This window comes from Streptomyces venezuelae (assembly GCF_008642355.1).
GTDB lineage: Bacteria > Actinomycetota > Actinomycetes > Streptomycetales > Streptomycetaceae > Streptomyces > Streptomyces venezuelae_B.
This window is the reverse complement of the sequence record NZ_CP029193.1, coordinates 4,870,402-4,894,357: the sequence shown is the minus strand read 5'-3', so window position 1 is coordinate 4,894,357 and position 23,956 is coordinate 4,870,402. Positions and strand designations below refer to the sequence as shown.

General features: G+C 68.2%; 36 protein-coding genes. 3 read left to right on the top strand and 33 right to left on the bottom strand.

Translation table 11 applies throughout. The annotated features are described in order from the left end of the window. Positions 1-8 precede the first annotated feature (8 nt). Both DEJ47_RS22810 and DEJ47_RS22805 read right to left on the bottom strand, forming a co-directional pair. Positions 9-1,454: an NAD(P)H-hydrate dehydratase gene (locus DEJ47_RS22810; RefSeq protein ID WP_150171116.1), complete on the bottom strand. Its 1,446-nt coding sequence runs from the start codon at positions 1,452-1,454 to the stop codon at positions 9-11. 48 nt (positions 1,455-1,502) lie between these two features. Continuing rightward, positions 1,503-1,871, bottom strand: coding sequence for a holo-ACP synthase (locus DEJ47_RS22805; protein ID WP_150171114.1), 369 nt, complete (start codon positions 1,869-1,871; stop codon positions 1,503-1,505). A gap of 70 nt (positions 1,872-1,941) precedes the next feature. Between DEJ47_RS22805 and coaA the strand changes: the two genes are divergently transcribed. Together coaA and DEJ47_RS22795 are read left to right on the top strand one after the other, a co-directional pair. Next, on the top strand, positions 1,942-2,940 hold the full coding sequence (gene coaA, locus DEJ47_RS22800; protein ID WP_317850834.1) for a type I pantothenate kinase: 999 nt from the start codon (positions 1,942-1,944) through the stop codon (positions 2,938-2,940). Between the two features lie 48 nt (positions 2,941-2,988). Next, a complete protein-coding gene (locus DEJ47_RS22795; protein ID WP_150171112.1) occupies positions 2,989-3,936 on the top strand; it encodes a DUF389 domain-containing protein in 948 nt (315 codons plus the stop codon). Here the strand turns inward: DEJ47_RS22795 and glmM are convergent. From glmM to DEJ47_RS22775, 4 genes are all read right to left on the bottom strand, one after another. Beyond that, a complete protein-coding gene (glmM, locus tag DEJ47_RS22790; RefSeq protein WP_150171110.1) occupies positions 3,933-5,291 on the bottom strand; it encodes a phosphoglucosamine mutase in 1,359 nt (452 codons plus the stop codon). The two genes, DEJ47_RS22795 and glmM, sit on opposite strands and share 4 nt — an antisense overlap. 131 nt (positions 5,292-5,422) lie before the next feature. Further along, the gene (gene rpsI / locus DEJ47_RS22785) at positions 5,423-5,944 is read right to left on the bottom strand and encodes a 30S ribosomal protein S9 (protein ID WP_150171108.1); all 522 of its coding nucleotides are present in this window, start codon (positions 5,942-5,944) and stop codon (positions 5,423-5,425) included. Between the two features lie 42 nt (positions 5,945-5,986). Next, the gene (gene rplM / locus DEJ47_RS22780) at positions 5,987-6,430 is read right to left on the bottom strand and encodes a 50S ribosomal protein L13 (RefSeq protein WP_150171106.1); all 444 of its coding nucleotides are present in this window, start codon (positions 6,428-6,430) and stop codon (positions 5,987-5,989) included. Between the two features lie 210 nt (positions 6,431-6,640). Then, positions 6,641-7,852, bottom strand: a complete 1,212-nt coding sequence (locus DEJ47_RS22775) for a glycosyltransferase 87 family protein (protein WP_150171104.1) — start codon at positions 7,850-7,852, stop codon at positions 6,641-6,643. A 74-nt stretch (positions 7,853-7,926) separates the two neighbouring features. On the opposite strand from DEJ47_RS22775, the gene DEJ47_RS22770 reads away from it, so the two are divergent. Continuing rightward, positions 7,927-8,793, top strand: coding sequence for a hypothetical protein (locus DEJ47_RS22770; RefSeq protein ID WP_150171102.1), 867 nt, complete (start codon positions 7,927-7,929; stop codon positions 8,791-8,793). Between the two features lie 15 nt (positions 8,794-8,808). On the opposite strand, the gene truA is transcribed toward DEJ47_RS22770, so the two are convergent. The 27 genes from truA to rplB form a co-directional block, all read right to left on the bottom strand. Beyond that, complete coding sequence (gene truA, locus DEJ47_RS22765) at positions 8,809-9,663, bottom strand: tRNA pseudouridine(38-40) synthase TruA (protein ID WP_150171100.1); 855 nt, start codon at positions 9,661-9,663, stop codon at positions 8,809-8,811. A gap of 142 nt (positions 9,664-9,805) precedes the next feature. After that, positions 9,806-10,294, bottom strand: coding sequence for a 50S ribosomal protein L17 (gene rplQ / locus DEJ47_RS22760; RefSeq protein WP_150171098.1), 489 nt, complete (start codon positions 10,292-10,294; stop codon positions 9,806-9,808). A gap of 81 nt (positions 10,295-10,375) precedes the next feature. Further along, positions 10,376-11,398 (bottom strand): DNA-directed RNA polymerase subunit alpha, encoded by a 1,023-nt coding sequence (locus DEJ47_RS22755; RefSeq protein ID WP_016645160.1) that lies wholly within the window; start codon positions 11,396-11,398, stop codon positions 10,376-10,378. Between the two features lie 124 nt (positions 11,399-11,522). Continuing rightward, on the bottom strand, positions 11,523-11,927 hold the full coding sequence (gene rpsK, locus DEJ47_RS22750) for a 30S ribosomal protein S11 (protein WP_003948617.1): 405 nt from the start codon (positions 11,925-11,927) through the stop codon (positions 11,523-11,525). A 65-nt stretch (positions 11,928-11,992) separates the two neighbouring features. Next, positions 11,993-12,373 (bottom strand): 30S ribosomal protein S13, encoded by a 381-nt coding sequence (rpsM, locus tag DEJ47_RS22745; protein ID WP_127912744.1) that lies wholly within the window; start codon positions 12,371-12,373, stop codon positions 11,993-11,995. 187 nt (positions 12,374-12,560) lie between these two features. Beyond that, positions 12,561-12,674 carry a 50S ribosomal protein L36 gene (gene rpmJ / locus DEJ47_RS22740; RefSeq protein WP_003948619.1) on the bottom strand — a complete coding sequence of 38 codons (114 nt, stop codon included), beginning with the start codon at positions 12,672-12,674 and terminating at the stop codon, positions 12,561-12,563. 58 nt (positions 12,675-12,732) lie between these two features. After that, on the bottom strand, positions 12,733-12,954 hold the full coding sequence (infA, locus tag DEJ47_RS22735; protein WP_003948620.1) for a translation initiation factor IF-1: 222 nt from the start codon (positions 12,952-12,954) through the stop codon (positions 12,733-12,735). A 160-nt stretch (positions 12,955-13,114) separates the two neighbouring features. Then, a complete protein-coding gene (gene map, locus DEJ47_RS22730; RefSeq protein ID WP_150171096.1) occupies positions 13,115-13,951 on the bottom strand; it encodes a type I methionyl aminopeptidase in 837 nt (278 codons plus the stop codon). Between the two features lie 97 nt (positions 13,952-14,048). Further along, the gene (locus DEJ47_RS22725; RefSeq protein WP_150171094.1) at positions 14,049-14,702 is read right to left on the bottom strand and encodes an adenylate kinase; all 654 of its coding nucleotides are present in this window, start codon (positions 14,700-14,702) and stop codon (positions 14,049-14,051) included. After that, positions 14,702-16,015, bottom strand: a complete 1,314-nt coding sequence (gene secY, locus DEJ47_RS22720; RefSeq protein WP_150171092.1) for a preprotein translocase subunit SecY — start codon at positions 16,013-16,015, stop codon at positions 14,702-14,704. Before secY ends, DEJ47_RS22725 begins: the two co-directional genes overlap by 1 nt. Positions 16,016-16,239: 224 nt before the next feature. Further along, positions 16,240-16,695: a 50S ribosomal protein L15 gene (rplO, locus tag DEJ47_RS22715; RefSeq protein WP_062775150.1), complete on the bottom strand. Its 456-nt coding sequence runs from the start codon at positions 16,693-16,695 to the stop codon at positions 16,240-16,242. A 1-nt stretch (position 16,696) separates the two neighbouring features. Beyond that, positions 16,697-16,879: a 50S ribosomal protein L30 gene (gene rpmD / locus DEJ47_RS22710; protein ID WP_005481207.1), complete on the bottom strand. Its 183-nt coding sequence runs from the start codon at positions 16,877-16,879 to the stop codon at positions 16,697-16,699. Next, the gene (rpsE, locus tag DEJ47_RS22705; RefSeq protein ID WP_055564834.1) at positions 16,879-17,484 is read right to left on the bottom strand and encodes a 30S ribosomal protein S5; all 606 of its coding nucleotides are present in this window, start codon (positions 17,482-17,484) and stop codon (positions 16,879-16,881) included. Before rpsE ends, rpmD begins: the two co-directional genes overlap by 1 nt. Positions 17,485-17,525: 41 nt before the next feature. Next, positions 17,526-17,909 (bottom strand): 50S ribosomal protein L18, encoded by a 384-nt coding sequence (gene rplR / locus DEJ47_RS22700; RefSeq protein WP_055564833.1) that lies wholly within the window; start codon positions 17,907-17,909, stop codon positions 17,526-17,528. Between the two features lie 3 nt (positions 17,910-17,912). Beyond that, positions 17,913-18,452, bottom strand: coding sequence for a 50S ribosomal protein L6 (rplF, locus tag DEJ47_RS22695; protein ID WP_030782548.1), 540 nt, complete (start codon positions 18,450-18,452; stop codon positions 17,913-17,915). Between the two features lie 21 nt (positions 18,453-18,473). Continuing rightward, a complete protein-coding gene (gene rpsH / locus DEJ47_RS22690; protein ID WP_018528360.1) occupies positions 18,474-18,872 on the bottom strand; it encodes a 30S ribosomal protein S8 in 399 nt (132 codons plus the stop codon). A gap of 220 nt (positions 18,873-19,092) precedes the next feature. Beyond that, positions 19,093-19,278 (bottom strand): type Z 30S ribosomal protein S14, encoded by a 186-nt coding sequence (locus DEJ47_RS22680; protein WP_003956452.1) that lies wholly within the window; start codon positions 19,276-19,278, stop codon positions 19,093-19,095. A 5-nt stretch (positions 19,279-19,283) separates the two neighbouring features. Next, positions 19,284-19,841: a 50S ribosomal protein L5 gene (gene rplE, locus DEJ47_RS22675; RefSeq protein ID WP_062775145.1), complete on the bottom strand. Its 558-nt coding sequence runs from the start codon at positions 19,839-19,841 to the stop codon at positions 19,284-19,286. Further along, the gene (gene rplX, locus DEJ47_RS22670) at positions 19,841-20,164 is read right to left on the bottom strand and encodes a 50S ribosomal protein L24 (protein WP_016645174.1); all 324 of its coding nucleotides are present in this window, start codon (positions 20,162-20,164) and stop codon (positions 19,841-19,843) included. Before rplX ends, rplE begins: the two co-directional genes overlap by 1 nt. Before the next feature lie 2 nt (positions 20,165-20,166). Continuing rightward, positions 20,167-20,535, bottom strand: a complete 369-nt coding sequence (gene rplN, locus DEJ47_RS22665) for a 50S ribosomal protein L14 (protein WP_003974257.1) — start codon at positions 20,533-20,535, stop codon at positions 20,167-20,169. Between the two features lie 99 nt (positions 20,536-20,634). Next, positions 20,635-20,922, bottom strand: coding sequence for a 30S ribosomal protein S17 (rpsQ, locus tag DEJ47_RS22660; protein ID WP_150171090.1), 288 nt, complete (start codon positions 20,920-20,922; stop codon positions 20,635-20,637). Then, positions 20,922-21,146 carry a 50S ribosomal protein L29 gene (gene rpmC, locus DEJ47_RS22655; RefSeq protein ID WP_006347226.1) on the bottom strand — a complete coding sequence of 75 codons (225 nt, stop codon included), beginning with the start codon at positions 21,144-21,146 and terminating at the stop codon, positions 20,922-20,924. Before rpmC ends, rpsQ begins: the two co-directional genes overlap by 1 nt. Next, positions 21,146-21,565 (bottom strand): 50S ribosomal protein L16, encoded by a 420-nt coding sequence (rplP, locus tag DEJ47_RS22650; protein ID WP_055698227.1) that lies wholly within the window; start codon positions 21,563-21,565, stop codon positions 21,146-21,148. Before rplP ends, rpmC begins: the two co-directional genes overlap by 1 nt. A gap of 5 nt (positions 21,566-21,570) precedes the next feature. After that, positions 21,571-22,404, bottom strand: a complete 834-nt coding sequence (gene rpsC / locus DEJ47_RS22645; protein ID WP_055564829.1) for a 30S ribosomal protein S3 — start codon at positions 22,402-22,404, stop codon at positions 21,571-21,573. Next, positions 22,404-22,751, bottom strand: a complete 348-nt coding sequence (rplV, locus tag DEJ47_RS22640; protein ID WP_004571827.1) for a 50S ribosomal protein L22 — start codon at positions 22,749-22,751, stop codon at positions 22,404-22,406. The genes rpsC and rplV overlap by 1 nt, the downstream gene beginning before the upstream one ends. A 41-nt stretch (positions 22,752-22,792) precedes the next feature. Next, a complete protein-coding gene (gene rpsS, locus DEJ47_RS22635; protein WP_030782571.1) occupies positions 22,793-23,074 on the bottom strand; it encodes a 30S ribosomal protein S19 in 282 nt (93 codons plus the stop codon). A 12-nt stretch (positions 23,075-23,086) separates the two neighbouring features. After that, entirely contained in the window at positions 23,087-23,923 is an 837-nt protein-coding gene (gene rplB / locus DEJ47_RS22630; protein ID WP_055564828.1) for a 50S ribosomal protein L2, read from the bottom strand. Positions 23,924-23,956: the final 33 nt, after the last annotated feature.

The window sequence follows — 23,956 nt, the reverse complement described above, 5'->3', positions numbered from 1 at the left end:
CGGCCCGCTCACCCCCGATCGGGCCGCCCCACCTCCCGCCACACCGCCGGAATCGCGTTCGCCACGTCGTGCGCCCCCACGGGTGCCCCCTCCGACGCGTACCGCCCGGCGAGCCCGTGGAGGTAGGCGCCCACGGACCCCGCGTCCCGCGCGTCGAGACCGGCCGCGAGGAGGGACCCGGCGAGCCCGGACAGCACGTCGCCGCTGCCCGCCGTGGCGAGCCACGGTGTCCCGGTCGGGTTGACCCGTACGGGGCCCTCGCCCGAGGCCACCAGCGTCGTCGACCCCTTCAGCAGCACCGTCGCCCCGTACCGCCGCGCCAGCTCCCGTGCGGCGGAGAGCCGCCCCGCCTCGACCTCTTCCCTGGCCACGCCGAGCAGCGCGGCGGCCTCCCCGGCGTGCGGGGTGAGGAGCGTCGGGGCCCGCCGCTCCCGTACGTCCCGTTCCCCGGCGAGCCGCAGCCCGTCGGCGTCGATCAGCACGGGCACATCCGCGGCGAGCACCTCGCCGAGCCGTTCCGCGTCCTCGCCGAGCCCGGGGCCCACGACCCACGCCTGCACGCGCCCCGCCTTGGAGGGCGGCCCCGTCGACACCAGGGTCTCGGGGAACCGCGCGATGACGGCGTCCGCGGCGGGACCCACGTACCGGACGGCTCCCGCGCCCCCGCGCAGCGCGCCCGCGACGGCGAGCACGGCGGCGCCGGGATACCGCTCGGACCCGGCGACGATGCCCACGACCCCGCGCCGGTACTTGTCGCTCTCCCCGCCGGGCACCGGCAGCAGCCGCTCGACGTCCGCGAACTGCAGCGCCTCCGCCTCCGCCCGCCCCAGGTCCGCCGGTGCGAGCCCGATGTCGACGAGCCGCACGACACCGGCGTACTCCCGGCCCGGATCGATGAGAAGACCCGGCTTGTACGCGCCGAACGTCACCGTCACATCGGCCCGCACCGCGTCCCCGTGCACCTCACCCGTGTCGGCGTCGACGCCGCTCGGCAGGTCCACAGCGACGACCACGGCGTCGCGCACCGCCGCCACGAGCCGCGCGGCGTCCTCCCGCAGCCCGCCCCGGCCCCCGATCCCCACGATCCCGTCCACGACGAGCCCGGCCCGCGCGACCACACCCTCGGCCCGCGCCTCGTCGGCGCCCACCACGAGGCCGCCGGCTGCCCGCAGCGCGGCGAGCCCTCCGGTATGCGCGCGCTCGGGGGCGAGCAGCACGGCACTGACCCCGGCGCCGCGCCGGGCGAGCCGGGCACCGGCATACAGGGCGTCACCCCCGTTGTCCCCGCTGCCCACGAGCAGCGTGACTCTCGCCCCGTACACCTTGCCGAGCAGCCGGGCGCACTCGGCGGCGAGACCGGCCGCCGCACGCTGCATCAACACACCTTCGGGCCCCCGGTCCATGACGACCCGCTCGCCCGCCCTGACGCTCTCCACGCTGTACGCAGTACGCATACGCCCAGTCTGCCCCCGCGCGAGGCGTCCCCGCCGAACGGAGCCCGCCTAGCCCTCCGCCACCACCACCGCGGAGGCGACCCCCGCGTCATGGCTGAGCGACACGTGCCAGGACCGCACACCGAGCGCCGAGGCCCGCTCGGCCACCGTCCCCTTCACCCGGACCCGGGGCTGCCCGCTCTCCTCGACGTACACCTCGGCGTCGGTCCACCGCAGCCCCGCGGGCGCCCCCAGCGCCTTGGCCAACGCCTCCTTCGCCGCGAACCGCGCCGCCAGCGAGGCGATGCCCCGCCGCTCCCCGCCCGGCAGCAGCAACTCGCTCTCCACGAAGAGCCGATCCGCCATCCCGGGCGTCCGTTCCATCGCGGCGCCGAACCGCTCGATCTCCGCGACATCGATGCCAACCCCAATAATCACCGGCTCAGCGTGACACACCCCACCCCCCACCCCACCCCCCGTCCTGTTCGGACAGCCGTAACAATGGACTGTGATCTCTTCGGTCTCCGTGCCCCCGACGGCACCCCGGAGCGCCCACCGGCCCAGGCCGGAGGCGACTCCCTACGTCGACCTCACCCGCACCGAGTGGAGCGCGCTTCGCGAGAAGACGCCGCTCCCCCTGACGGCGGAAGAGGTGGAACAGCTCCGCGGCCTCGGTGACGTCATCGACCTGGACGAGGTCCGCGACATCTACCTGCCGCTCTCGCGCCTGCTGAACCTGTACGTGGGCGCGACGGACGGCCTGCGCGGCGCCCTCAACACCTTTCTCGGCGAGAAGGGGTCCCAGTCCGGCACGCCCTTCGTCATAGGAGTCGCCGGTTCCGTGGCGGTCGGCAAGTCCACCGTCGCCCGGCTCCTCCAGGCACTGCTCTCCCGCTGGCCGGAGCACCCCCGCGTGGAGCGCGTCACGACGGACGGCTTCCTCCTGCCCACGAAGGAGCTGGAGGCCCGCGGCCTGATGTCGCGCAAGGGCTTCCCCGAGTCGTACGACCGCCGTGCGCTCACCCGTTTCGTCGCGGACATCAAGGCGGGGAAGGACGAGGTGACGGCGCCCGTCTACTCGCACCTGATCTACGACATCGTCCCGGACCGGCGTCTCACGGTCCGCCGCCCCGACATCCTCATCGTCGAGGGCCTGAACGTCCTGCAGCCCGCGCTCCCCGGCAAGGACGGCCGCACCCGCGTGGGCCTCGCGGACTACTTCGACTTCAGCGTGTACGTCGACGCCCGCGCGGACGACATCGAGCGCTGGTACCTGAACCGCTTCAAGAAGCTGCGCCTGACGGCGTTCCAGAACCCGTCGTCGTACTTCCGCAAGTACACGCAGGTGTCGGAGGAGGAGGCGCTCGACTACGCCCGCACCACCTGGCGGACCATCAACAAACTGAACCTCGTGGAGAACGTGGCGCCCACCCGGAGCCGCGCCACCCTGGTCGTCCGCAAGGGCCCCGACCACAAGGTGCAACGCCTCAGCCTGCGCAAACTGTAGGAGCGCCGACGCGGATCGCGGGCGCCGCGGCCCGGCTAACCTGCGTCCATGCTGCACCTGCGCCTGATCACGCCCCCGGACCGAACCGACGACGTCGTCGACCTGATCGAGGGGACGGTCGGCACCACCCACCTCGCGGTGCTCCCTGGCGCGGCCCGCAACCCCGCGGGTGACGTCGTCATGTGCGACGTGGCGCGTGAGGCGGGCGACGAGCTGATCGGCGGCCTGCGCGGGCTCGGCATCGACGAGTCGGGCTCGATCGCCGTGGAGACCATCGACCTGTCGCTGTCCCGGCGCGCGGAGGAAGCCGCCGACGACGCGCCCGGCGAGGGCGCGGACGCGGTCCTGTGGGAGCAGCTGGCCGACGCGACCCACGAGGAGTCGACGCTCTCGGTCACGTACGTCGCGTTCATCACGCTCGCCACGATGATCGCGGCGTGCGGTGTCGTCCTCGACAACGCGATCCTGATCGTGGGCGCGATGGCGGTGGGCCCGGAGTTCGGCCCGCTGGCCGGTTTCTGCACGGCCCTGGTACGGCGCGCTCCCCGCCTGGCGCTGCGCTCGCTGATCGCGCTGCTCGTCGGCTTCGCGGCGGCGATGGCGGTGACCGTCGGGTTCAGCTACCTCATGGACGCGATGGACCTGTTCACGCACGACGCCCTGAAGGCCGAGCGTCCGAACACGAACTTCATCTACCGGCCCGACTGGTTCTCGTTCGTGGTGGCCGTCCTCGCGGGCGTCGCGGGCACGCTCTCCCTCACCTCGGCGAAGTCGGGCGCACTGGTGGGCGTGGCCATCTCCGTGACGACGGTCCCGGCCGCCGCGAACGCCGCGGTCGCCTTCAGCTACGACGAGTACAAGCAGGCCTGGGGCTCCACCGAGCAGCTCCTGCTGAACCTGCTCGGCATCATCCTCGCGGGCACGCTCACGCTGCTCGCCCAGAAGTTCTTCTGGGCGGCGCAGCGCGAGCGCACCGCGAAGTCGGCGCGCGTCTAGCCCAGCGCGGACTTCACCACGTCGGCGAGGCGGCCGGCCACGGACCGGGCCTGCTCGATGTCGGCGGCCTCCACCATGACCCGCACCAGCGGCTCGGTCCCGGAGGGACGCAGCAGCACGCGACCGGTGGAGCCGAGCTCGCGCTCGGCGTCGACGACCGCGGCGGACAGCTCGGCGGAGGTCTTCACACGCGACTTGTCGACGTCGGGCACGTTGATGAGGACCTGCGGGAGCCGCTCCATGACGCTCGCGAGGTCCGCGAGGGAGCGGCCCGTCTCGGCGACGCGCGCCGCGAGCAGCAGCCCGGTCAGCGTGCCGTCGCCGGTCGTCGCGTGGTCGAGGACGATGACGTGCCCGGACTGCTCGCCGCCGAGGGCGAAGCCGTGCTCCTTCATCGACTCCAGGACGTAACGGTCGCCGACGGAGGTCTGCACCAGGGAGAGTCCCTGGCCCTCCATGGCGAGCTTGAAGCCGAGGTTGGACATGACCGTGGCGACAACGGTGTCGTGGCGCAGCGTGCCGTGCTCCCGCATGGCGAGGGCCAGCACGGCGAGGATCTGGTCGCCGTCGACCTCGGCACCCGTGTGGTCCACGGCGAGGCACCGGTCGGCGTCGCCGTCGTGCGCGATGCCGAAGTCGGCCTTGTGCTCGACGACGGCGGCCTTGAGCAGGTCGAGGTGCGTGGACCCGCACCCGTCGTTGATGTTCAGGCCGTCGGGCTGGGCGCCGATCGTGATGACCTCGGCACCGGCCCGCGAGAACGCCTCGGGCGAGACGCGCGCGGCGGCGCCGTGCGCCTCGTCGAGGACGATCTTCAGCCCGTCGAGACGGTTCGGGAGGACCCCGATGAGGTGGGCGACGTACTGGTCGAGGCCCTGGTCGTACGACTTCACGCGGCCGACACCCGAACCGGTGGGCCGCTGCCACGGGGCACCGGTGCGGTGCTCCTCGTAGACGGACTCGATGCGGTCCTCCAGCTCGTCGGCGAGCTTGTGGCCGCCGCGGGCGAAGAACTTGATGCCGTTGTCGGGCATCGCGTTGTGGCTGGCGGAGAGCATCACACCGAGGTCGGCGCCCAGCGCACCGGTGAGATGCGCCACCGCGGGGGTGGGCAGCACACCGACGCGCAGGACGTCCACGCCCGCGCTCGCGAGACCCGCGACCACCGCTGCCTCCAGGAACTCCCCGGACGCGCGCGGATCACGCCCGACCACCGCCACCGGGCGATGGCCTTCAAAGGTGCCCGCCTCGGCCAGTACGTGCGCCGCCGCCACGGAGAGACCGAGCGCGAGCTCGGCCGTCAGATCCGCGTTGGCGACACCGCGCACGCCGTCCGTGCCGAAGAGTCGTCCCACTGCTGTCCTCCGAACGTTCAAGAAAAACGATTGCCTCAGGGGGTTCCTGATCAGGGTGTTCCTGAATAGACGAACGCCCCGGCAGCACGGTGAGTGCCGCCGGGGCGAACGAAAGTACGAGCAGGCAGCGATTAGCGCTTGCTGTACTGCGGGGCCTTGCGGGCCTTCTTGAGACCGGCCTTCTTGCGCTCGACCGCACGGTCGTCACGCTTGAGGTAACCGGCCTTCTTCAGGGCGCCGCGGTTGTTCTCGACGTCGGCCTCGTTCAGCGCACGGGCGACACCGAGACGGAGCGCACCGGCCTGACCGGAGACGCCGCCACCCGCGATGCGGGCGATGACGTCGTAGCGGCCGTCGAGCTCGAGCACCTTGAAGGGCTCGTTGACTTCCTGCTGGTGGACCTTGTTCGGGAAGTAGTCCTCGAGCGTGCGCCCGTTGACCTTCCACTTGCCGGTGCCCGGGACGATCCGGACGCGGGCGATGGCGTTCTTGCGACGGCCCAGGCCGGCGGCCGGCTGGGGGTCGCCGAAGCGCGCGGCGTTCGACTCCGAGGTGTACTCGCCCTCGACGGGCGCCTCGGACTCGGTGGTGTACTGCTCTACGTCGACACCCTCGGTCTCTTCGACCGGCTGCTCAACGGTGGTCTCGGCCACGATTCTCCTCAGATTTCTTTACGTCTTAGGGGGTGGCCGGAACTACTGCGCGACCTGGGTGATCTCGAACGGGACCGGCTGCTGAGCGCCGTGCGGGTGCTGGTCGCCCGCGTAGACCTTCAGCTTCGAGAGCATCTGACGGCCCAGGGTGTTCTTGGGGAGCATGCCCTTGACGGCCTTCTCGACAGCCTTCTCGGGGCTCTTCTCGAGCAGCTCGTCGTAACGGACGGAACGCAGACCACCCGGGTAACCGGAGTGGCGGTACGCCATCTTCTGGGTCTTCTTGTTGCCGGAGAGGTGCACCTTCTCCGCGTTGATGATGATGACGAAGTCACCGGTGTCGACGTGGGGGGCGTAGATCGCCTTGTGCTTGCCACGCAGGAGGGTGGCAGCGGTGGTCGCCAGACGACCCAGGACGATGTCCTGAGCGTCGATGACGTGCCACTGGCGGGTCACGTCGCCGGGCTTGGGGCTGTACGTACGCACTTAGTAGCCTTCGCTTCTTCAGTGGATGGGGTCCAGACACACGGCACCCAGGAAGCGATCATGCAGCTGGGGCTCACAGTGCCGGGGACGCTGCCCGTATGCGAGCCACTGGTAACTGCTCCAGGGAACCTACGTAAGGGCCCTTTCGCGTGAGATCGAGGACACCAATACGTATCAATCGTCGAGAGTACCCGCGGTGGCCCGTACCGGTCAAAACGCGGTCCTGGACCCCGGCACCGACGACTCCCTCGCCGCGGGCGGGCCCGCGCTCACCGGCGTGACGGCCCGTGCGCATGCCCACCCGACCGTGCCCGCGAGCACGCACAGCGTCACCGCGTCCTTGAAGGCCCGCCGCGTCCCGGGCTCCAGCCACGGCCACGTGAACCCCGGCACCTGCGGCACCAGCGCCACCCAGAACCACGGACCGCGCGCGGCCGCCCCCGGCGCCAGGACCCCCGCGAGCAGCAGCGGAAGCACGACCAACAGATAGTGGTCGTACGAGGGCCGGGAGACGAGAAAGGCCGAAAGCATCAGCATCACGGCGCATTCCACGACCCTCGCCGCCGCCCCGCCCTCTTCCTCACCTCTCCCCCACCGCCGCCACGCACACCACACCCCGGCCGCCGCCGCACCCCCGGCCAGCAGCGCGGCGCCCGACTCCGGCACCCCGAGCCGCGCGAGCACCGCGGCGGGCGAGGCCTCATAGAGGCGTACGAAGGAGTCCTCGCCGCGCAGCAGGAAGGGCAGCGTCCGCGTGAAGAACCCGGCGGGGTCCGGCATGGCGAGCGCGGCGACCGCCGACACCAGCGCGGGCACGCCCACGGCCGCCGCGAGCGCCCGCCACCTGCGCGCGAACACGAAAAGAAGGAGGACGGGCGCGAGCAGCGGCTTCACGGCGACGGCCGCCCCGATGACGAGCCCGGCCGCGACCCACCGGCCTCGGCACACGAGGAGCAGCGCGCACGGCAGCGCGAGCGCGGAACCCGCCGTCCAGTTGCCGAGCTGGACGAGGTGCCCGAACGGCGCGAAGCCGAGCGCGAGCCCGAGCAGCCCGTATCCGGCGAACCGACTCCGCAAAGGCACTCCGTACACACGCAGCGCACACACCCACCCCCCGACGAGTCCCGCCGTCACCCCCGCGGGCACCAGGAATCGCACCACGTCCGCGGGCAGCAGCGCCTGCGGCACCGCCGCGAGCACGGCGCCGGGGAGATAGAGGAAGTGCCGGTCGGCGTAGGGCGAGCGCCCGTCGAGCCAGGCCTCGGCGGCCCGCACCACGATGGCGTTGTCCATCCCGCCCTGCGGCGAGGCGAGACCCACCCGGACGACCGCGGCGACGAGCACCACTGCGAGCACCCACCGGACGTACGACTCGGCCGGGCGCAGCAACCACCCGCAAACCGCCGAATTGCCCATGTTCATACGCTTCAGGCTAGGCCTGGGCCCCCGCACAACCCCCGCTCAACATCCCGGGAAGCCCGTCTAAGATGCGCCCCATGAGCTTTGGGCAAGGGGGACCTCAGTGGGGTCCGGGCGGAACGGGCGGGCCCGGCGGCGGGCCCACGCCCGACTGGGCGGCGCTCGCCGAGGCCTCCGAGGCGCGTACCCGCCGTCGCAAGTGGCTGCTGATCGGCGGCGGAGTCTTCGCGACCGTCGGCATCGCCGCCGCCGTCGCCATCACCGTCGTCACGGCGAACAGCGACGAATCCTCCGCGTCGAACAAGCCGGCCGGCGAGCTGCCGACGGCCGCGGACATCCCCGGTGCGAGCAAGGAGGCGGAGCCGTCCTTCGAGGCGACCACGCCGCCGCCCCCGCCGGACCCCAAGGACTTCATCTCCAGCGCCAAGAAGGACAAGGCGCCGCTGACCCCCGAGGGCATGTTCCCCGGCAAGTCGTGGCGGACCGGCGAGCGCCTCTACAAGAAGGGCGCGACCGACAGCACCACGAAGTGCACGTCGGTCGCCCAGCCCGCCCTCGCCTCGGTCCTCGCCAGGAACGACTGCACGCGCATGATCCGCGCCAGCTACATCAGGGACGGTGTCGCGGTCACGATCGGCGTCGCCGTCTTCGACACCGCGGCGGACGCGAAGAAGGTCAAGGAGCAGGCCGAGAAGGGCCTCGTGAACTCGCTGTCCGGCAAGGGCGTGCCCGCCTTCTGCCGCACGGGCGTGTGCCGCGGCACCTACAACGCCTACGGCCGCTACGCCTACTTCACCACCACCGGCTACACCAGCGGCAAGGACGTGACGACGGGCGACCGCAAGGCGTACGGCGTCGGCGACGACCTCGCCCGCTTCGCGTTCCAGCGAATCCACCTGCGGGGCCAGGTCCAGGCTTCGGCCGCCGCCGAAGCCCCCCAGTAGTCGGACCCACGGAACTCAGCAGCACCCGGCCCCGGGCAGCGTCCGCTTGTTGCGCGCCTCCTTGCTGCGCGCGGCGAGCAGCTCGTCGGCCGGGTAGCCGACCTCCTCCAGCGTCAGCCCGTGCGGGCGCACGACGTGCACGGCGGAGTCCCGCACGCCCGCGCGGAGCACCTTCTCCGGCCACTCCACGGGCCGGTGCCCGTCCCCCACGAACAGCATGGCGCCGACCAGCGAGCGCACCATGTTGTGGCAGAACGCGTCGGCCCGCACGGTCGCCTCGAAGATCCCGTCCGGCCGCCGCTCCCACCGCAGTTCCTGCAGCGTACGAATGGTCGTCGCACCCTCACGCTTCTTGCAGTACGCGGCGAAGTCATGCTCACCGACGAGCCGCTCGGCGGCGGCGTTCATCGCGTCGAGGTCCAGCGGCCAGTCGTGCCAGAGCACGTGTCCCCGCAGCAGCGGGTCGACGCCGCCGGGGTGGTCGGTCACGCGGTAGGCGTACCGGCGCCACACGGCCGCGAACCGGGCGTTGAACCCGGCGGGCGCCTCGGCGGCCTTCCACACCCGCACGTCGTGCGGCAGCCGTCCGGCGAGCCTGCGCAGCAGCTTGTCGCTGTGCTCGGCCCACACGCTCTCCGGCAGGTCGACGTGGGCTACCTGCCCCCGCGCGTGCACGCCGCTGTCGGTCCGCCCCGCGACGGTCAGCTCGTACGTCTCCTGCGACCGCGTCACCGTCCGCAGCGCGGCCTCGATCTCCCCCTGGACGGTCCGCTGCCCCTGCTTCTGCTTGGCCCAGCCGGAGAAGTCCCTGCCGTCATACGAAAGATCCAACCGCACCCGCACGAACCCGGGCTCTACTTCATCGCTCACACGTGGATCCTCTCAGGCAACGAAAAAGCGGGCCTACCCCGGCAAGGGGGAGGCCCGCGGCGCGCCCTGAAGGGGCGCGGGGAACTGCGCGGCCAGCCACGGCGAGGCCGCAGCCGATGACGCGCAGTCCCCGGCAGAACGCTTACGCGTCCTTCGACTCCTCGGCAGCCTCGTCGGCCTTGGCCGTGTCGACCTTGGCGTCGGTGGCCTCGGCGTCCTTGGCGGCGCGCTTGGTCGCGGCCTCGGCCTCACCGGTGGCCTCCTGGGCCACGGTCAGGGCCTCCACCAGCTCGATGATCGCCATGGGCGCGTTGTCGCCACGACGGTTACCGATCTTGGTGATACGGGTGTAGCCACCCGGGCGGTTCTCGTAACGCGGGCCGATCTCCGTGAAGAGCGTGTGCACGATGCTCTTGTCGGTGATGACGGACAGCACCTGGCGGCGGTTGTGAAGGTCGCCCTTCTTCGCCTTGGTGACCAGACGCTCCGCGTACGGACGCAGACGACGGGCCTTGGCCTCGGTCGTCGTGATCCGGCCGTGCTCGAAGAGCTGCTTGGCGAGGTTCGCCAGCAGGAGCTTCTCGTGCGCGGCGCTGCCGCCCAGACGGGCACCCTTGGTGGGCTTCGGCATGGTGTTTCTCCTAGTGATCTGCCCCGGCCGTATCAGGTACCGGGGACAGGGCCCCGAGGGCGGACGCCCTCGGGCAGTTCATCAGTACTGCTCGGTCTCCACGAAACCGGCATCCGCGTCGTCGTCCGCGCCGAACGCGTCGGCCGCGGCGGTCGGGTCGAAGCCGGGAGGCGAGTCCTTCAGCGCGAGACCCATGCCGTTGAGCTTCATCTTGACCTCGTCGATCGACTTCGCACCGAAGTTGCGGATGTCGAGCAGGTCCGCCTCGGAGCGGGCCACGAGCTCACCCACGGAGTGGATGCCCTCGCGCTTGAGGCAGTTGTACGACCGAACGGTGAGCTCCAGCTCCTCGATCGGCAGCGCGAGATCGGCGGCAAGCGCGGCATCGGTCGGGGACGGACCCATGTCGATGCCCTCGGCGTCGATGTTCAGCTCGCGGGCGAGACCGAACAGCTCGACGAGCGTCTTACCGGCGGAGGCCATGGCGTCACGCGGACGCATCGCCTGCTTGGTCTCGACGTCGACGATCAGCTTGTCGAAGTCGGTGCGCTGCTCGACACGGGTCGCCTCGACCTTGTACGTGACCTTGAGGACCGGCGAGTAGATCGAGTCGACCGGGATGCGGCCGATCTCCTGGCCGACCTGCTTGTTCTGCACCGCGGAGACGTAGCCGCGACCGCGCTCGACGGTCAGCTCCATCTCCAGCTTGCCCTTGCCGTTGAGCGTGGCGAGGACGAGGTCGGGGTTGTGCACCTCGACACCGGCCGGCGGGGCGATGTCAGCGGCGGTCACGAGGCCCGGACCCTGCTTGCGCAGGTACATCACGACGGGCTCGTCGTGCTCGCTGGACACGACCAGCTGCTTGATGTTGAGGATGAGGTCGGTGACGTCCTCCTTGACACCCGGCACGGTGGTGAACTCGTGCAGGACGCCGTCGATGCGGATGCTGGTGACAGCAGCGCCGGGGATCGACGAGAGCAGGGTGCGGCGGAGGGAGTTGCCGAGGGTGTAGCCGAAGCCCGGCTCCAGCGGCTCGATCACGAACCGGGAGCGGAATTCGTCGACGACCTCTTCGGTCAACGAGGGACGCTGAGCGATCAGCATGAAGTGATTCCTTCAGTTCAGGGGCACCCACTATTTGATGCCCTGAGGTGTTTCAAGGGTACGGGCGGCACGGCCCCGAAGAGCCGTACCGCCCGAAGACCTCAAGTCAAGCGACGTACGAACGTCAGACGCGACGACGCTTGGGCGGACGGCAGCCGTTGTGCGGCGTGGGCGTCACGTCCTGGATCGAGCCGACCTCGAGGCCGGTCGCCTGGAGCGAACGGATGGCGGTCTCACGACCGGAACCCGGGCCCTTGACGAACACGTCGACCTTGCGCATGCCGTGCTCCTGGGCGCGACGGGCAGCCGACTCGGCAGCCATCTGCGCGGCGAACGGCGTGGACTTGCGCGAGCCCTTGAAGCCGACGTGGCCGGCGGAGGCCCACGAGATCACGTTGCCGGTCGGGTCCGTGATGGACACGATCGTGTTGTTGAACGTGCTCTTGATGTGAGCGTGCCCGTGGGCGACGTTCTTCTTTTCCTTGCGGCGCACCTTCTTGGCAGCGCCCTGACGACCCTTGGGGGGCATCTATAACTCCTACGGGAGGTGGTCGGTCCTGCAGCGTCAGCTGTCGATAGACCGCTGAGCGAGGACTACTTCTTGCCCGGCTTCTTCTTACCGGCGATGGCGCGACGCGGGCCCTTGCGGGTGCGGGCGTTGGTGCTGGTGCGCTGACCGCGGACGGGCAGACCACGACGGTGACGGAGACCCTGGTAGCAACCGATCTCGACCTTGCGGCGGATGTCGGCCTGGATCTCGCGACGGAGGTCACCCTCGGTCTTGATGTTGGCGTCCACGTACTCACGGATCTTGACGAGGTCTTCCTCGGTCAGGTCGCGGACGCGGGTGTTGCGGTCCACCTCGGTGGCGTCCAGCGTCTGCTGGGCCAGCGTGCGGCCGATGCCGAACACGTAGGTGAGGGCGACCTCGATGCGCTTGTCGCGCGGGAGGTCAACGCCTTCAACGCGTGCCATTCATGGCTCCTGTTGATTCTTCGGAGGTCTTCGGCAGAACCACTCCCAGTGGCCGTACTAGGTACCGGCTGGGTCCCCGGCCTCCGACCGGGGGTGTCGCCCTCCATTACCGATGGATCTGAAGAGGGACGTGCTCTGCGTATTGATTACGTGCGTCGCGCGAAAATCTGCGAACTGCAGTCGTGCGTCAGCCCTGGCGCTGCTTGTGGCGCGGGTTGTCGCAGATGATCATGACCCGGCCGTGACGGCGGATCACCCTGCACTTGTCGCAGATCTTCTTGACGCTCGGCTTGACCTTCATTGGGTGAGGTTCTCCGGGTCAGTGCCACCACCCCGCGCGAGCGGGATGCGGGCAAGATCTACTTGTACCGGTAGACGATCCGGCCACGCGTCAGGTCGTACGGAGACAGCTCCACCACGACCCGGTCGTCAGGGAGGATGCGGATGTAGTGCATGCGCATCTTGCCGCTGATGTGTGCCAGGACCTGGTGGCCGTTCTGGAGCTCCACCTTGAACATGGCGTTCGGAAGAGACTCGACGACAGTGCCTTCGATCTCGATGGCACCTTGCTTCTTGGCCACGCTTCGCCCTTCGAATCGACTACCTTGATCGACTACATGCTCCGTATGCAGACACACGGATGCACGAGAGCCGACGCGTCAGTCTACGTCAGTGCACTCGGAAAGACGAATCGAGAAAGTCTGCCCCACGACGAAGATCCTTAAGCAGGAGGGTCCCGCCTCAGCCCAGCGGGTCCGGGGCCACCGTCACGCCGTGCTCCGCCAGCTTCGCCTTGCCGCAGTCCGGGGCCGTCAGGACGATCGGGCCCTCCTCCGTGAGCGCGATCGTGTGCTCCCAGTGCGAGGACCAGGTCCCGTCCGTGGTGATGACGGTCCAGTCGTCCTCCAGGACCTCCGTGCGGGGGGTGCCGAGGGAGACCATGGGCTCGATGGCGAGGCAGAAGCCGGGGACCAGCTTGGGGCCCTTGCCGCGGCGGCGCTCGACGTAGTTCAGAAGGTGCGGGTCCATGTGCATCTCGGTGCCGATGCCGTGGCCGCCGTAGTCCTCGACGATCCCGTACTTGCCGCCGCCCGGCTTCGGCTGCCGGCGGATGTACGTCTCGATGGCGCGGGAGATGTCGACGAGCCGGTTGCCCTGCTTCATGGCGGCGAGACCGGCCCACATGGACTCCTCGGTCACCCGGGAGAGCTCGATCAGCTCCGGAGCGTGACCGGTGCCCACGAACGCGGTGTACGCCGCGTCGCCGTGCCAGCCGTCGACGATGGCGCCCGCGTCGATGGAGATGATGTCGCCGTCCTTCAGGACGGTCTTGTCGTCGGGGATGCCGTGCACGACGACCTCGTTGACCGACGTGCAGATCGTGGCGGGGAACCCGCCGTACCCGAGGAAGTTCGACTTCGCCCCGTGCTCGGCGATCACCTTGCGGGCGACCTCGTCCAGATCCTTCGTGGTGGCGCCGGGCACCGCGGCCTCACGGGTCGCGGCGTGAATCGCGGCGACGACAAGGCCCGCCTCACGCATTTTCGCGATCTGCTCGGGGGTCTTGATCTGCACCATGGGGTTCCGCTCTCCGTCTTCCGTCCGACAACCGACGTATACAACACTACGGCCGCGGTCCCCCGAGGGGCACCGCGGCCGGAATCAGCGTACTGAACTACTTGTCGCCCTTGAGCGCGTCCATCGCGCGCTCGGTGACCTCGTCCACCTTGCCGAGTGCCGAGATCGTCACGACCAGACCCTGGGTCCGGTAGTAGTCGATGATCGGCTCGGTCTGCGTGTGGTAGACCTCGAGGCGCTTGCGGACGGTGTCCTCGCTGTCGTCCTCGCGCTGGTAGAGCTCGCCGCCGCAGACGTCACAGACGCCTTCCTGCTTCGGCTTGCTGTACGTCACGTGGAAGACGTGGCTGGAGTCCTTGCGGCAGATCCGCCGGCCCGCGATCCGCTTGACGACCTCGTCCTCGGGGACCTCCAGGTCCAGGACGGCGTCGAGCTTCACGTCGTCGGCCTTGAGCGCGACGTCCAGCGCCTCCGCCTGCGACACGTTGCGCGGGAACCCGTCGAGCAGGAAGCCGTTCTCGGCGTCCGGCTGCGCCATGCGGTCCTTCGCCATGCCGATGGTCACCTCGTCGGGGACCAGGTTCCCGGCGTCCATGTACGCCTTCGCCTGCTTGCCCAGGTCCGTGCCCTGGCTGATGTTGGCACGGAAGAGGTCGCCCGTGGAGATGTGCGGGATCGACAGGTTCTTGGCGAGGAACGCGGCCTGCGTTCCCTTGCCCGCACCGGGCGGCCCGACGAGGACGATTCGCATCAGCGGAGGAACCCTTCGTAATTGCGCTGCTGGAGCTGGCTCTCGATCTGCTTCACGGTCTCCAGACCCACACCCACGATGATGAGGATGCTCGTCCCGCCGAACGGGAAGTTCTGGTTTGCCTGGAAGCCAACCAACGCCATCGTCGGCACAAGAGCGATCAGACCCAGATACAGCGAACCCGGCCAGGTGATCCGGTTGAGTACGTAACTCAGGTACTCAGCGGTCGGACGGCCAGCCCGGATGCCCGGGATGAAGCCACCATACTTCTTCATGTTGTCGGCGACTTCCTCGGGGTTGAAGGAGATCGCGACGTAGAAGAAGGCGAAGAAGACGATCAGGATGAAGTACGTGGCGATGTAAATCGGATGGTCACCCTTGGTCAGGTTCGCCTCGATCCACGTCTTCCATCCCGAGTTGCCGCCCGCGAACTGGGCCACGAGCGCCGGAATGTAGAGCAGCGAGGAGGCGAAGATCACAGGGATGATGCCCGCCTGGTTGACCTTCAGCGGAATGTACGTCGACGTACCGCCGTAGGACCTGCGGCCGATCATTCGCTTCGCGTACTGGACCGGAATGCGACGCTGTGCCTGCTCGACGAAGACCACCAGGCCGACCATCACGAGACCGACCGCGATGACGGTGCCGAACTCGATCCAGCCGTTCGCCAGGTCACCCTGCTGCTTGATGGCCCACAGTGCGCTCGGGAAGGTCGCGGCGATCGAGATGAACATCAGGATCGACATGCCGTTGCCGATGCCGCGGTCCGTGATGAGCTCACCGAGCCACATGACGCACGCCGTACCGGCGGTCATGGTGATGACCATCGTGATGGTGACGAAGATCGACTGGTCGGGCACGATCTCGCTGGCCACGGGGCAGCCCTGGAAGAGGGTGCCGGTGCGGGCGGTGGCCACGAGGCCGGTGCCCTGGAGGATCGCGAGCGCGATGGTCAGATAGCGCGTGTACTGCGTGATCTTCGCGGTGCCGGCCTGGCCCTCTTTCTTGAGGGCTTCGAGGCGCGGGATCACCACGGTCAGCAGCTGCAGAATGATGCTCGCCGTGATGTACGGCATGATGCCGAGCGCGAAGATCGTGATCTGGAGCAGCGCGCCACCGCTGAACATGTTGACGAGACCGAACAGGCCCTGGTTCGCATTGGCGTTGTCGATACAGGTCTGGACGTTCCGGTAGTCGACACCGGGAATCGGCACATGCGTACCCACCCGATAGATCACGATGATGCCGAGTGTGAAGAGCAGCTTCTTGCGCAGGTCGGGCGTCTTGAACGCCCGGGCGAACGCGGTGAGCACGGTGCCTCCTGCGACCCCCGCGCGCGTGCGTCAGAGGTGGTGGTCTGAGGTTCGACGAATACGTATCAGTCAAGAAAACCGTGCGGGCAGACCGCACGGAGCTTAGACAGTGCACGCCACCTTACCGGCGACCGTGCCCCCCTAGGAACGACCAACCGGGGATGCCCCTTTTGTGGGGCATCCCCGGCTGGGAATCGCTCATGTCATCGACACGTCTGGATGAATCAGACGAGCTCGGTGACGGTACCGCCGGCGGCGGTGATCTTCTCCTTGGCGGAGCCGGAGACGGCGTCGACCGTCACCTGCAGCGCCACGGTGAGCTCACCCTGGCCGAGCACCTTGACGAGGCTGTTCTTGCGAACGGCACCCTTGGCGACGAGACCCTCGACGGTGACCTCGCCACCCTCCGGGTACAGCGCGCTCAGCTTGTCGAGGTTCACGACCTGGAACTCGGTCTTGAACGGGTTCTTGAAGCCCTTGAGCTTCGGGAGACGCATGTGGAGGGGCATCTGGCCACCCTCGAAGCGCTCCGGAACCTGGTAACGGGCCTTGGTGCCCTTGGTACCACGACCAGCGGTCTTACCCTTGGACGCCTCACCACGACCCACACGGGTCTTGGCGGTCTTGGCGCCCGGGGCGGGCCGGAGGTTGTGGACCTTCAGCGGGTTCTGCTCCGCCATGTCAGTCGACCTCCTCAACCGTCACGAGGTGGCGGACGGTGTGCACCATTCCGCGGAACTCGGGGCGGTCCTCCTTGACGACCTGCGTGTTGATGCCCTTGAGACCAAGGGAACGCAGGGTGTCGCGGTGGTTCTGCTTGCTGCCGATGTACGACTTCGTCTGCGTGATCTTGAGCTGTGCCATTACGCACCCGCTCCCGCACGCGCACGAAGCAGAGCCGCGGGGGCGACGTCCTCGAGGGGCAGACCACGGCGAGCCGCGATCTCCTCGGGACGCTGCAGGCCCTTGAGGGCCGCCACGGTCGCGTGCACGATGTTGATCGCGTTGTCGGAGCCCAGGGACTTCGACAGGATGTCGTGCACGCCCGCGCACTCGAGCACGGCACGCACCGGGCCACCGGCGATAACACCGGTACCGGGGGAAGCAGGCTTGAGCAGGACGACGCCCGCGGCCTTCTCACCCTGGATGGGGTGCGGGATGGTGCCCTGGATACGGGGGACCTTGAAGAAGTGCTTCTTGGCCTCCTCAACACCCTTGGCGATGGCGGCCGGCACCTCCTTGGCCTTGCCGTAACCGACACCCACGGTGCCGTCACCGTCGCCCACTACGACGAGCGCAGTGAAGCTGAAGCGACGACCACCCTTCACAACCTTGGCGACGCGGTTGATCGCGACAACGCGCTCAACGTACGCGGTCTTCTCGGCGGCGGCGTTGCCACCGTCGCGACCCTTCCGGTCCCGCCGCTCGCCGCCACCGGCACCGCCACCGCGGCGCTGGGGTCCAGCCATTGGAATTACCTCTCTCTGTTTCCGCTAGCTACGGAACCGACTCAGAACTTGAGTCCGGCTTCGCGGGCGGCGTCCGCCAGGGCGGCGATGCGCCCGGCGTACTGGTTACCACCACGGTCGAACACGACAGTCTCGACACCGGCGGCCTTGGCGCGCTCGGCGACCAGGGCGCCGACCGACTTGGCGGCCGCGGACTTGTCGCCCTCGGCGCCGCGGATCGTGGTGTCCAGGGTCGAAGCCGACGCAAGGGTGTGACCCTTGATGTCGTCGATGACCTGGGCCACGATGTGGCGGTTCGAGCGCGTCACGACCAGGCGCGGACGCTCAGCCGTACCCGAGATGTGCTTACGGATGCGGATGTGACGACGCTTGATGGCAGCACGCTTGTAAGCGTCGCCCTTAGCAATCTTGACACCGTATGCCATGGCTTACTTACCCGCCTTTCCGACCTTGCGGCGGATGACTTCGCCTTCGTACTTGACGCCCTTGGCCTTGTACGGGTCGGGCTTGCGCAGCTTGCGGATGTTGGCCGCAACCTCGCCGACCTTCTGCTTGTCGATGCCCTCGACCGAGAACTTGGTCGCCGATTCGACCTTGAAGGAGATGCCCTCGGGCGCCTCGATCAGGATCGGGTGGCTGTAGCCGAGCGAGAACTCCAGGTTGGAGCCCTTCGCCAGGACGCGGTAACCGACACCGCTGATTTCGAGCTTCTTCACGTAACCCTGGGTCACGCCGGTGATCATGTTCGCCACCAGCGTGCGGGACAGGCCGTGGAGGGCCTTGTTCTGACGCTCGTCGTTCGGGCGGGTGACGTTCAGGACGCCGTCCTCACCCTTAGCGATCTCGATCGGCGCGACGATGGTGTGGCTCAGGGATCCCTTGGGGCCCTTGACCGCGACCGTCTGGCCGTCGATGGTGACGTCCACGCCGGCGGGAACCGTGATGGGGAGCTTGCCAATACGCGACATTAGCTATTCCTCCGTTCCCGACTACCAGACGTAGGCGAGGACTTCCCCACCTACGCCCTTCTTGCCTGCCTGCTGGCCGGTCAGGAGACCGTGCGACGTGGAGATGATCGCCACGCCGAGGCCGCCGAGGACCTTCGGCAGGTTGGTGGACTTCGCGTAAACCCGGAGACCGGGCTTGGAGATCCGCTTGATGCCCGCGATGGAGCGCTCACGGTTCGGGCCGAACTTCAGCTCGAGAACGAGGTTCTTGCCGACCTCGGCGTCCTCGACCTTCCAGCCCGTGATGAAGCCCTCCTGCTGGAGGATCTCCGCGATGTGAGACTTGATCTTGCTGTGCGGCATCGCCACGGTGTCGTGGTACGCCGAGTTCGCGTTACGCAGACGAGTCAGCATGTCCGCGATCGGATCAGTCATGGTCATGAATTGGCCTTCGGCCTCTCTCGCCGGGGTTTCCTATCTGCGCCATCCCTCTCCCCACTCAGAGGCGGGACGGGTGCGGCGCGGGGACCTACGGCGTAGTAAGTCGGTCAGGGCGGCAGACGCCCAACCCTCCTAGCCTAAGCCATGGAGAGGCGGGCCTCTGCCGACCCTTTACTTACCGAGAGATCCAGGAGTCCTTTGAACCCTTGAAAAGGGAGGACTACCAGGAGCTCTTGGTCACGCCCGGGAGCTCGCCACGGTGAGCCATCTCACGAAGGCACACGCGGCAGAGGCCGAACTTGCGGTAGACGGAGTGCGGACGGCCGCAGCGCTGGCAGCGGGTGTACGCACGCACACCGAACTTGGGCTTACGAGCAGCCTTGGCAATGAGAGCCTTCTTCGCCATCTCGCTTACGCCTCCTTGAACGGGAAGCCGAGGTGACGAAGGAGCGCACGGCCCTCAGCGTCGTTGGTCGCCGTGGTGACCACGGTGATGTCCATACCCCGGACGCGGTCGATCTTGTCCTGGTCGATCTCGTGGAACATGACCTGCTCCGTGAGACCGAAGGTGTAGTTGCCACGGCCGTCGAACTGCTTGGGGGACAGACCACGGAAGTCGCGGATGCGCGGCAGCGCGAGCGACAGGGTGCGGTCCAGGAACTCCCACATGCGGTCGCCACGGAGCGTGACGTGGCAGCCGATCGGCTGGCCCTCGCGCAGCTTGAACTGCGCGATGGACTTCCGGGCCTTCGTCACGGCCGGCTTCTGGCCGGTGATCGTGGTGAGGTCGCGGATGGCGCCGTCGATCAGCTTCGAGTCACGGGCGGCGTCGCCGACACCCATGTTGACCACGATCTTGACCAGGCCGGGGATCTGCATGACGTTCTCGTACGAGAACTCCTCACGCAGCTTGCCCGCGATCTCCTCGCGGTACTTCGTCTTGAGACGCGGAGTGGTGGTGGTCGTCATCAGATGTCCTCACCCGTCCGCTTGGCAACGCGGATCTTGTTGCCCTCGTCGTCGAAGCGGTAACCGACGCGCGTGACGACCTTGTTGCCGTCCTTCTCCACGACCAGCTGGACGTTGGAGACGTGGACGGGGGCCTCGGTGGTCACGATGCCGCCGGCCTGCGAGCCGCTGGCGGTCGGGCCGGCCTTCGTGTGCTTCTTGACCCGGTTGACACCCTCGACCAGGACGCGCTCGTCGCGCGGGTAAGCGGCAATGACCTTGCCCTGCTTGCCCTTGTCCTTACCGGTGATGACCTGGACCAGGTCGCCCTTCTTGATCTTCATGCTTACAGCACCTCCGGCGCGAGCGAGATGATCTTCATGAACTTCTTCTCGCGCAGCTCACGGCCGACGGGGCCGAAGATACGGGTGCCGCGAGGGTCGCCGTCGTTCTTCAGAATGACGGCGGCGTTCTCGTCGAAGCGGATGTACGAGCCGTCCGGACGGCGGCGCTCCTTGACGGTGCGAACGATGACCGCCTTGACGACGTCACCCTTCTTCACGTTGCCACCGGGGATCGCGTCCTTCACGGTGGCGACGATGACGTCACCGATGCCCGCGTAGCGGCGACCCGAGCCACCGAGAACACGGATGGTGAGAATTTCCTTCGCACCCGTGTTGTCGGCGACGCGCAGTCGCGACTCCTGCTGGATCACGTCTATCTCCTGATTGTCTGCCGGTTCCCCCGGGGCAGTTCGGCGAACTGCCCCGGGAGCCTGGCGGAACGAACTCCGAGGGGGGTGCCCCTCGGAGAATTACTTGGCCTTCTCGAGGATCTCGACGATGCGCCAGCGCTTGGTGGCGGACAGCGGACGCGTCTCCATCAGGAGGACGCGGTCGCCGACGCCGGCAGCGTTCTGCTCGTCGTGCGCCTTGAGCTTGTTCGTACGGCGGATGACCTTGCCGTACAGCGCGTGCGTCACGCGGTCCTCGACAGCGACGACGACGGTCTTGTCCATCTTGTCGCTGACGACCAGACCCTGACGGGTCTTGCGGAAGCCGCGGGCGGCCTTCGTCTCTTCAGTCACGTTGCTCTCGCTCATCAGGCGCTCTCCACCGTCTCGATGCCCAGCTCGCGCTCACGCATGAGGGTGTAGATCCGCGCGATGTCCTTACGGACGGCCTTGAGCCGGCCGTGGTTCTCGAGCTGGCCCGTCGCCGCCTGGAAGCGGAGGTTGAACAGCTCTTCCTTGGCCTCGCGAAGCTTGTTGACAAGCTCCTCGTTGCCCAGCTCGCGCAGCTCGGACGCCTTGGTACCGGCCGACATCACGACTCACCTGCCTCGCGCCGGACGATGCGGCACTTCATCGGAAGCTTGTGAGCAGCGCGGGTGAGCGCCTCACGAGCAATCTTCTCGTTCGGGTACGACAGCTCGAACATGACGCGTCCGGGCTTGACGTTGGCGACCCACCACTCCGGCGAACCCTTACCGGAACCCATGCGGGTCTCGGCAGGCTTCTTGGTGAGGGGGCGGTCCGGGTAGATGTTGATCCAGACCTTGCCGCCACGCTTGATGTGACGCGTCATCGCGATACGAGCTGCCTCGATCTGACGGTTCGTCACGTACGCCGGGGTCAGCGCCTGGATGCCGTACTCGCCGAACGCAACCTGCGTGCCACCCTTGGACATACCGCTGCGCTTCGGGTGGTGCTGCTTGCGGTGCTTGACCCTACGGGGGATCAGCATTTCGGTCAGGCCTCCGTTCCGGTGCTCTCAGCAGCCGGAGCAGCGGCGGGCGCCTCGGCCTTGGGGGCCTCGGCGGCCGGAGCCGACTGCTGCGGCTTGCGACCGCGACCGCCACGCTCGCCACCGCGGCCACCACGGGCCGGGCGGTCGTTGCCACCACGGGCCGGGCGGTTGCCGGCGCGGGCAGCGGCGTTCTCGGCGCGGACCTCGGCGATGTTCTTGACGTCGCCCTTGTAGATCCAGACCTTCACGCCGATGCGGCCGAAGGTCGTCTTGGCCTCGAAGAAGCCGTAGTCCACGTTGGCGCGGAGCGTGTGCAGGGGCACACGGCCCTCGCGGTAGAACTCCGAGCGGGACATCTCGGCGCCGCCGAGACGACCGCCACACTGGATCTTGATGCCCTTGGCGCCCGCCTTCATCGCCGACTGCATGCTCTTGCGCATGGCACGACGGAAGGAGACGCGGGAGGACAGCTGCTCCGCGACGGCCTGGGCCACGAGCTGAGCGTCGACCTCGGGGTTCTTGACCTCGAGGATGTTCAGCTGGACCTGCTTGCCCGTGAGCTTCTCGAGGTCACCGCGGATGCGGTCGGCCTCGGCGCCACGGCGGCCGATGACGATGCCGGGACGGGCGGTGTGGATGTCCACACGCACGCGGTCACGGGTGCGCTCGATCTCAACCTTCGAGATGCCGGCGCGCTCCATGCCGGACGTCATCATCCGACGGATGGCGACGTCTTCCTTGACGTAGTCCTTGTACAGCTTGTCGGCGTACCAACGCGACTTGAAGTCGGTCGTGACACCGAGCCGGAACCCGTGCGGGTTTACCTTCTGGCCCATTACCGGGTTCCTTCCTTGCTGCTGACGACCACGGTGATGTGGCTGGTCCGCTTACGGATCCGGTAGGCACGGCCCTGAGCACGCGGACGGAACCGCTTCAGGGTCGGGCCCTCATCCACGTACGCCTCGCTGATGACCAGCGAAGAGGCGTCGGTGTGGTCGTAGTTGTGCGCGGCGTTGGCAATGGCGCTGTCCAGCACCTTGCCGACCGGCACGCTCGCGGCCTGCGGGGCGAAACGCAGGACCGCCTGAGCCTCCGTGGCATCCATGCCACGGATGAGGTCCACCACGCGGCGGGCCTTCATGGGCGTGACGCGGATGTACCGCGCCTGGGCCCTGGCTTCCATGGTTGTCCCTTCGGTGTTAGTCATAGTCGTTCCACCCCGCACTAGCGGCGCTTCGACTTCCGGTCGTCCTTGACGTGGCCGCGGAAGGTGCGAGTCGGCGAGAACTCGCCGAGCTTGTGGCCGACCATCGACTCGGTGACGAACACCGGGATGTGGGTCTTGCCGTTGTGCACCGCGATCGTGTGACCCAGCATGCTGGGGATGATCATCGAGCGCCGGGACCAGGTCTTGATGACGTTCTTGGTGCCTGCTTCGTTCTGGGCGTCCACCTTCTTCACGAGGTGGTCGTCGACGAAGGGCCCCTTCTTGAGACTGCGCGGCATCTAAACCCGCTCCTAGCGCTTCTTGTTCGACTTGCGGCGACGGACGATGTACTTGTTGCTCGCCTTGTTGCGATCACGAGTACGACCCTCCTTCTTGCCCCACGGCGAGACCGGGTGACGACCACCGGAGGTCTTGCCTTCACCACCACCGTGCGGGTGGTCGACCGGGTTCATCACGACACCACGCACGGTCGGGCGGACGCCCTTCCAGCGCATGCGGCCGGCCTTGCCCCAGTTGATGTTCGACTGCTCGGCGTTGCCGACCTCGCCGATGGTGGCGCGGCAGCGGACGTCGACCAGGCGGATCTCACCGGACGGCATGCGAAGGTGCGCCATGGCGCCTTCCTTCGCGAGCAGCTGCACGGAGGCACCCGCGGAGCGGGCGAACTTCGCGCCGCCGCCGGGCCGCAGCTCGATGGCGTGGATCGTCGTACCCACGGGGATGTTGCGCAGCGCCATGTTGTTGCCGGGCTTGATGTCGGCACCGGGGCCGCTCTCAATCCGGTCACCCTGCTGCGTGCCGCGCGGGGCGAGGATGTAGCGCTTCTCGCCGTCCGCGTAGTGCAGCAGCGCGATGCGCGCCGTGCGGTTGGGGTCGTACTCGATGTGCGCGACCTTGGCCGGCACGCCGTCCTTGTCGTGGCGACGGAAGTCGATCACGCGGTAGGCGCGCTTGTGGCCACCACCCTGGTGGCGAACGGTCACACGACCGGAATTGTTACGGCCGCCCTTGCTGTGCAGCGGGCGAACCAGCGACTTCTCCGGCGTGGACCGCGTTACCTCGACGAAGTCGGCTACGGAGGAGCCACGACGGCCCGGCGTAGTCGGCTTGTACTTGCGGATTCCCATTTCTCAGTCCTCGTCCGATATTCGGACCAGGGC

What these genes read in the sequence shown, in the direction of transcription:
- DEJ47_RS22810 (WP_150171116.1), bottom strand. Translation starts at nt 1,454, where the DNA reads ATGCGTACTGCGTACAGCGTGGAGAGCGTCAGGGCGGGCGAGCGGGTC.
- DEJ47_RS22795 (WP_150171112.1), top strand. Translation starts at nt 2,989, where the DNA reads ATGCTGCACCTGCGCCTGATCACGCCCCCGGACCGAACCGACGACGTC.
- DEJ47_RS22775 (WP_150171104.1), bottom strand. Translation starts at nt 7,852, where the DNA reads ATGAACATGGGCAATTCGGCGGTTTGCGGGTGGTTGCTGCGCCCGGCC.
- DEJ47_RS22770 (WP_150171102.1), top strand. Translation starts at nt 7,927, where the DNA reads ATGAGCTTTGGGCAAGGGGGACCTCAGTGGGGTCCGGGCGGAACGGGC.
- rplQ (WP_150171098.1), bottom strand. Translation starts at nt 10,294, where the DNA reads ATGCCGAAGCCCACCAAGGGTGCCCGTCTGGGCGGCAGCGCCGCGCAC.
- DEJ47_RS22755 (WP_016645160.1), bottom strand. Translation starts at nt 11,398, where the DNA reads ATGCTGATCGCTCAGCGTCCCTCGTTGACCGAAGAGGTCGTCGACGAA.
- rpsK (WP_003948617.1), bottom strand. Translation starts at nt 11,927, where the DNA reads ATGCCCCCCAAGGGTCGTCAGGGCGCTGCCAAGAAGGTGCGCCGCAAG.
- rpsM (WP_127912744.1), bottom strand. Translation starts at nt 12,373, where the DNA reads ATGGCACGCGTTGAAGGCGTTGACCTCCCGCGCGACAAGCGCATCGAG.
- rpmJ (WP_003948619.1), bottom strand. Translation starts at nt 12,674, where the DNA reads ATGAAGGTCAAGCCGAGCGTCAAGAAGATCTGCGACAAGTGCAGGGTG.
- map (WP_150171096.1), bottom strand. Translation starts at nt 13,951, where the DNA reads ATGGTGCAGATCAAGACCCCCGAGCAGATCGCGAAAATGCGTGAGGCG.
- DEJ47_RS22725 (WP_150171094.1), bottom strand. Translation starts at nt 14,702, where the DNA reads ATGCGAATCGTCCTCGTCGGGCCGCCCGGTGCGGGCAAGGGAACGCAG.
- rplO (WP_062775150.1), bottom strand. Translation starts at nt 16,695, where the DNA reads ATGGCGGAGCAGAACCCGCTGAAGGTCCACAACCTCCGGCCCGCCCCG.
- rpmD (WP_005481207.1), bottom strand. Translation starts at nt 16,879, where the DNA reads ATGGCACAGCTCAAGATCACGCAGACGAAGTCGTACATCGGCAGCAAG.
- rpsE (WP_055564834.1), bottom strand. Translation starts at nt 17,484, where the DNA reads ATGGCTGGACCCCAGCGCCGCGGTGGCGGTGCCGGTGGCGGCGAGCGG.
- rplR (WP_055564833.1), bottom strand. Translation starts at nt 17,909, where the DNA reads ATGGCATACGGTGTCAAGATTGCTAAGGGCGACGCTTACAAGCGTGCT.
- rplF (WP_030782548.1), bottom strand. Translation starts at nt 18,452, where the DNA reads ATGTCGCGTATTGGCAAGCTCCCCATCACGGTTCCCGCCGGCGTGGAC.
- rpsH (WP_018528360.1), bottom strand. Translation starts at nt 18,872, where the DNA reads ATGACCATGACTGATCCGATCGCGGACATGCTGACTCGTCTGCGTAAC.
- DEJ47_RS22680 (WP_003956452.1), bottom strand. Translation starts at nt 19,278, where the DNA reads ATGGCGAAGAAGGCTCTCATTGCCAAGGCTGCTCGTAAGCCCAAGTTC.
- rplE (WP_062775145.1), bottom strand. Translation starts at nt 19,841, where the DNA reads ATGACGACCACCACCACTCCGCGTCTCAAGACGAAGTACCGCGAGGAG.
- rplX (WP_016645174.1), bottom strand. Translation starts at nt 20,164, where the DNA reads ATGAAGATCAAGAAGGGCGACCTGGTCCAGGTCATCACCGGTAAGGAC.
- rpsQ (WP_150171090.1), bottom strand. Translation starts at nt 20,922, where the DNA reads ATGAGCGAGAGCAACGTGACTGAAGAGACGAAGGCCGCCCGCGGCTTC.
- rpmC (WP_006347226.1), bottom strand. Translation starts at nt 21,146, where the DNA reads ATGTCGGCCGGTACCAAGGCGTCCGAGCTGCGCGAGCTGGGCAACGAG.
- rplP (WP_055698227.1), bottom strand. Translation starts at nt 21,565, where the DNA reads ATGCTGATCCCCCGTAGGGTCAAGCACCGCAAGCAGCACCACCCGAAG.
- rpsC (WP_055564829.1), bottom strand. Translation starts at nt 22,404, where the DNA reads ATGGGCCAGAAGGTAAACCCGCACGGGTTCCGGCTCGGTGTCACGACC.
- rplV (WP_004571827.1), bottom strand. Translation starts at nt 22,751, where the DNA reads ATGGAAGCCAGGGCCCAGGCGCGGTACATCCGCGTCACGCCCATGAAG.
- rpsS (WP_030782571.1), bottom strand. Translation starts at nt 23,074, where the DNA reads ATGCCGCGCAGTCTCAAGAAGGGGCCCTTCGTCGACGACCACCTCGTG.
- rplB (WP_055564828.1), bottom strand. Translation starts at nt 23,923, where the DNA reads ATGGGAATCCGCAAGTACAAGCCGACTACGCCGGGCCGTCGTGGCTCC.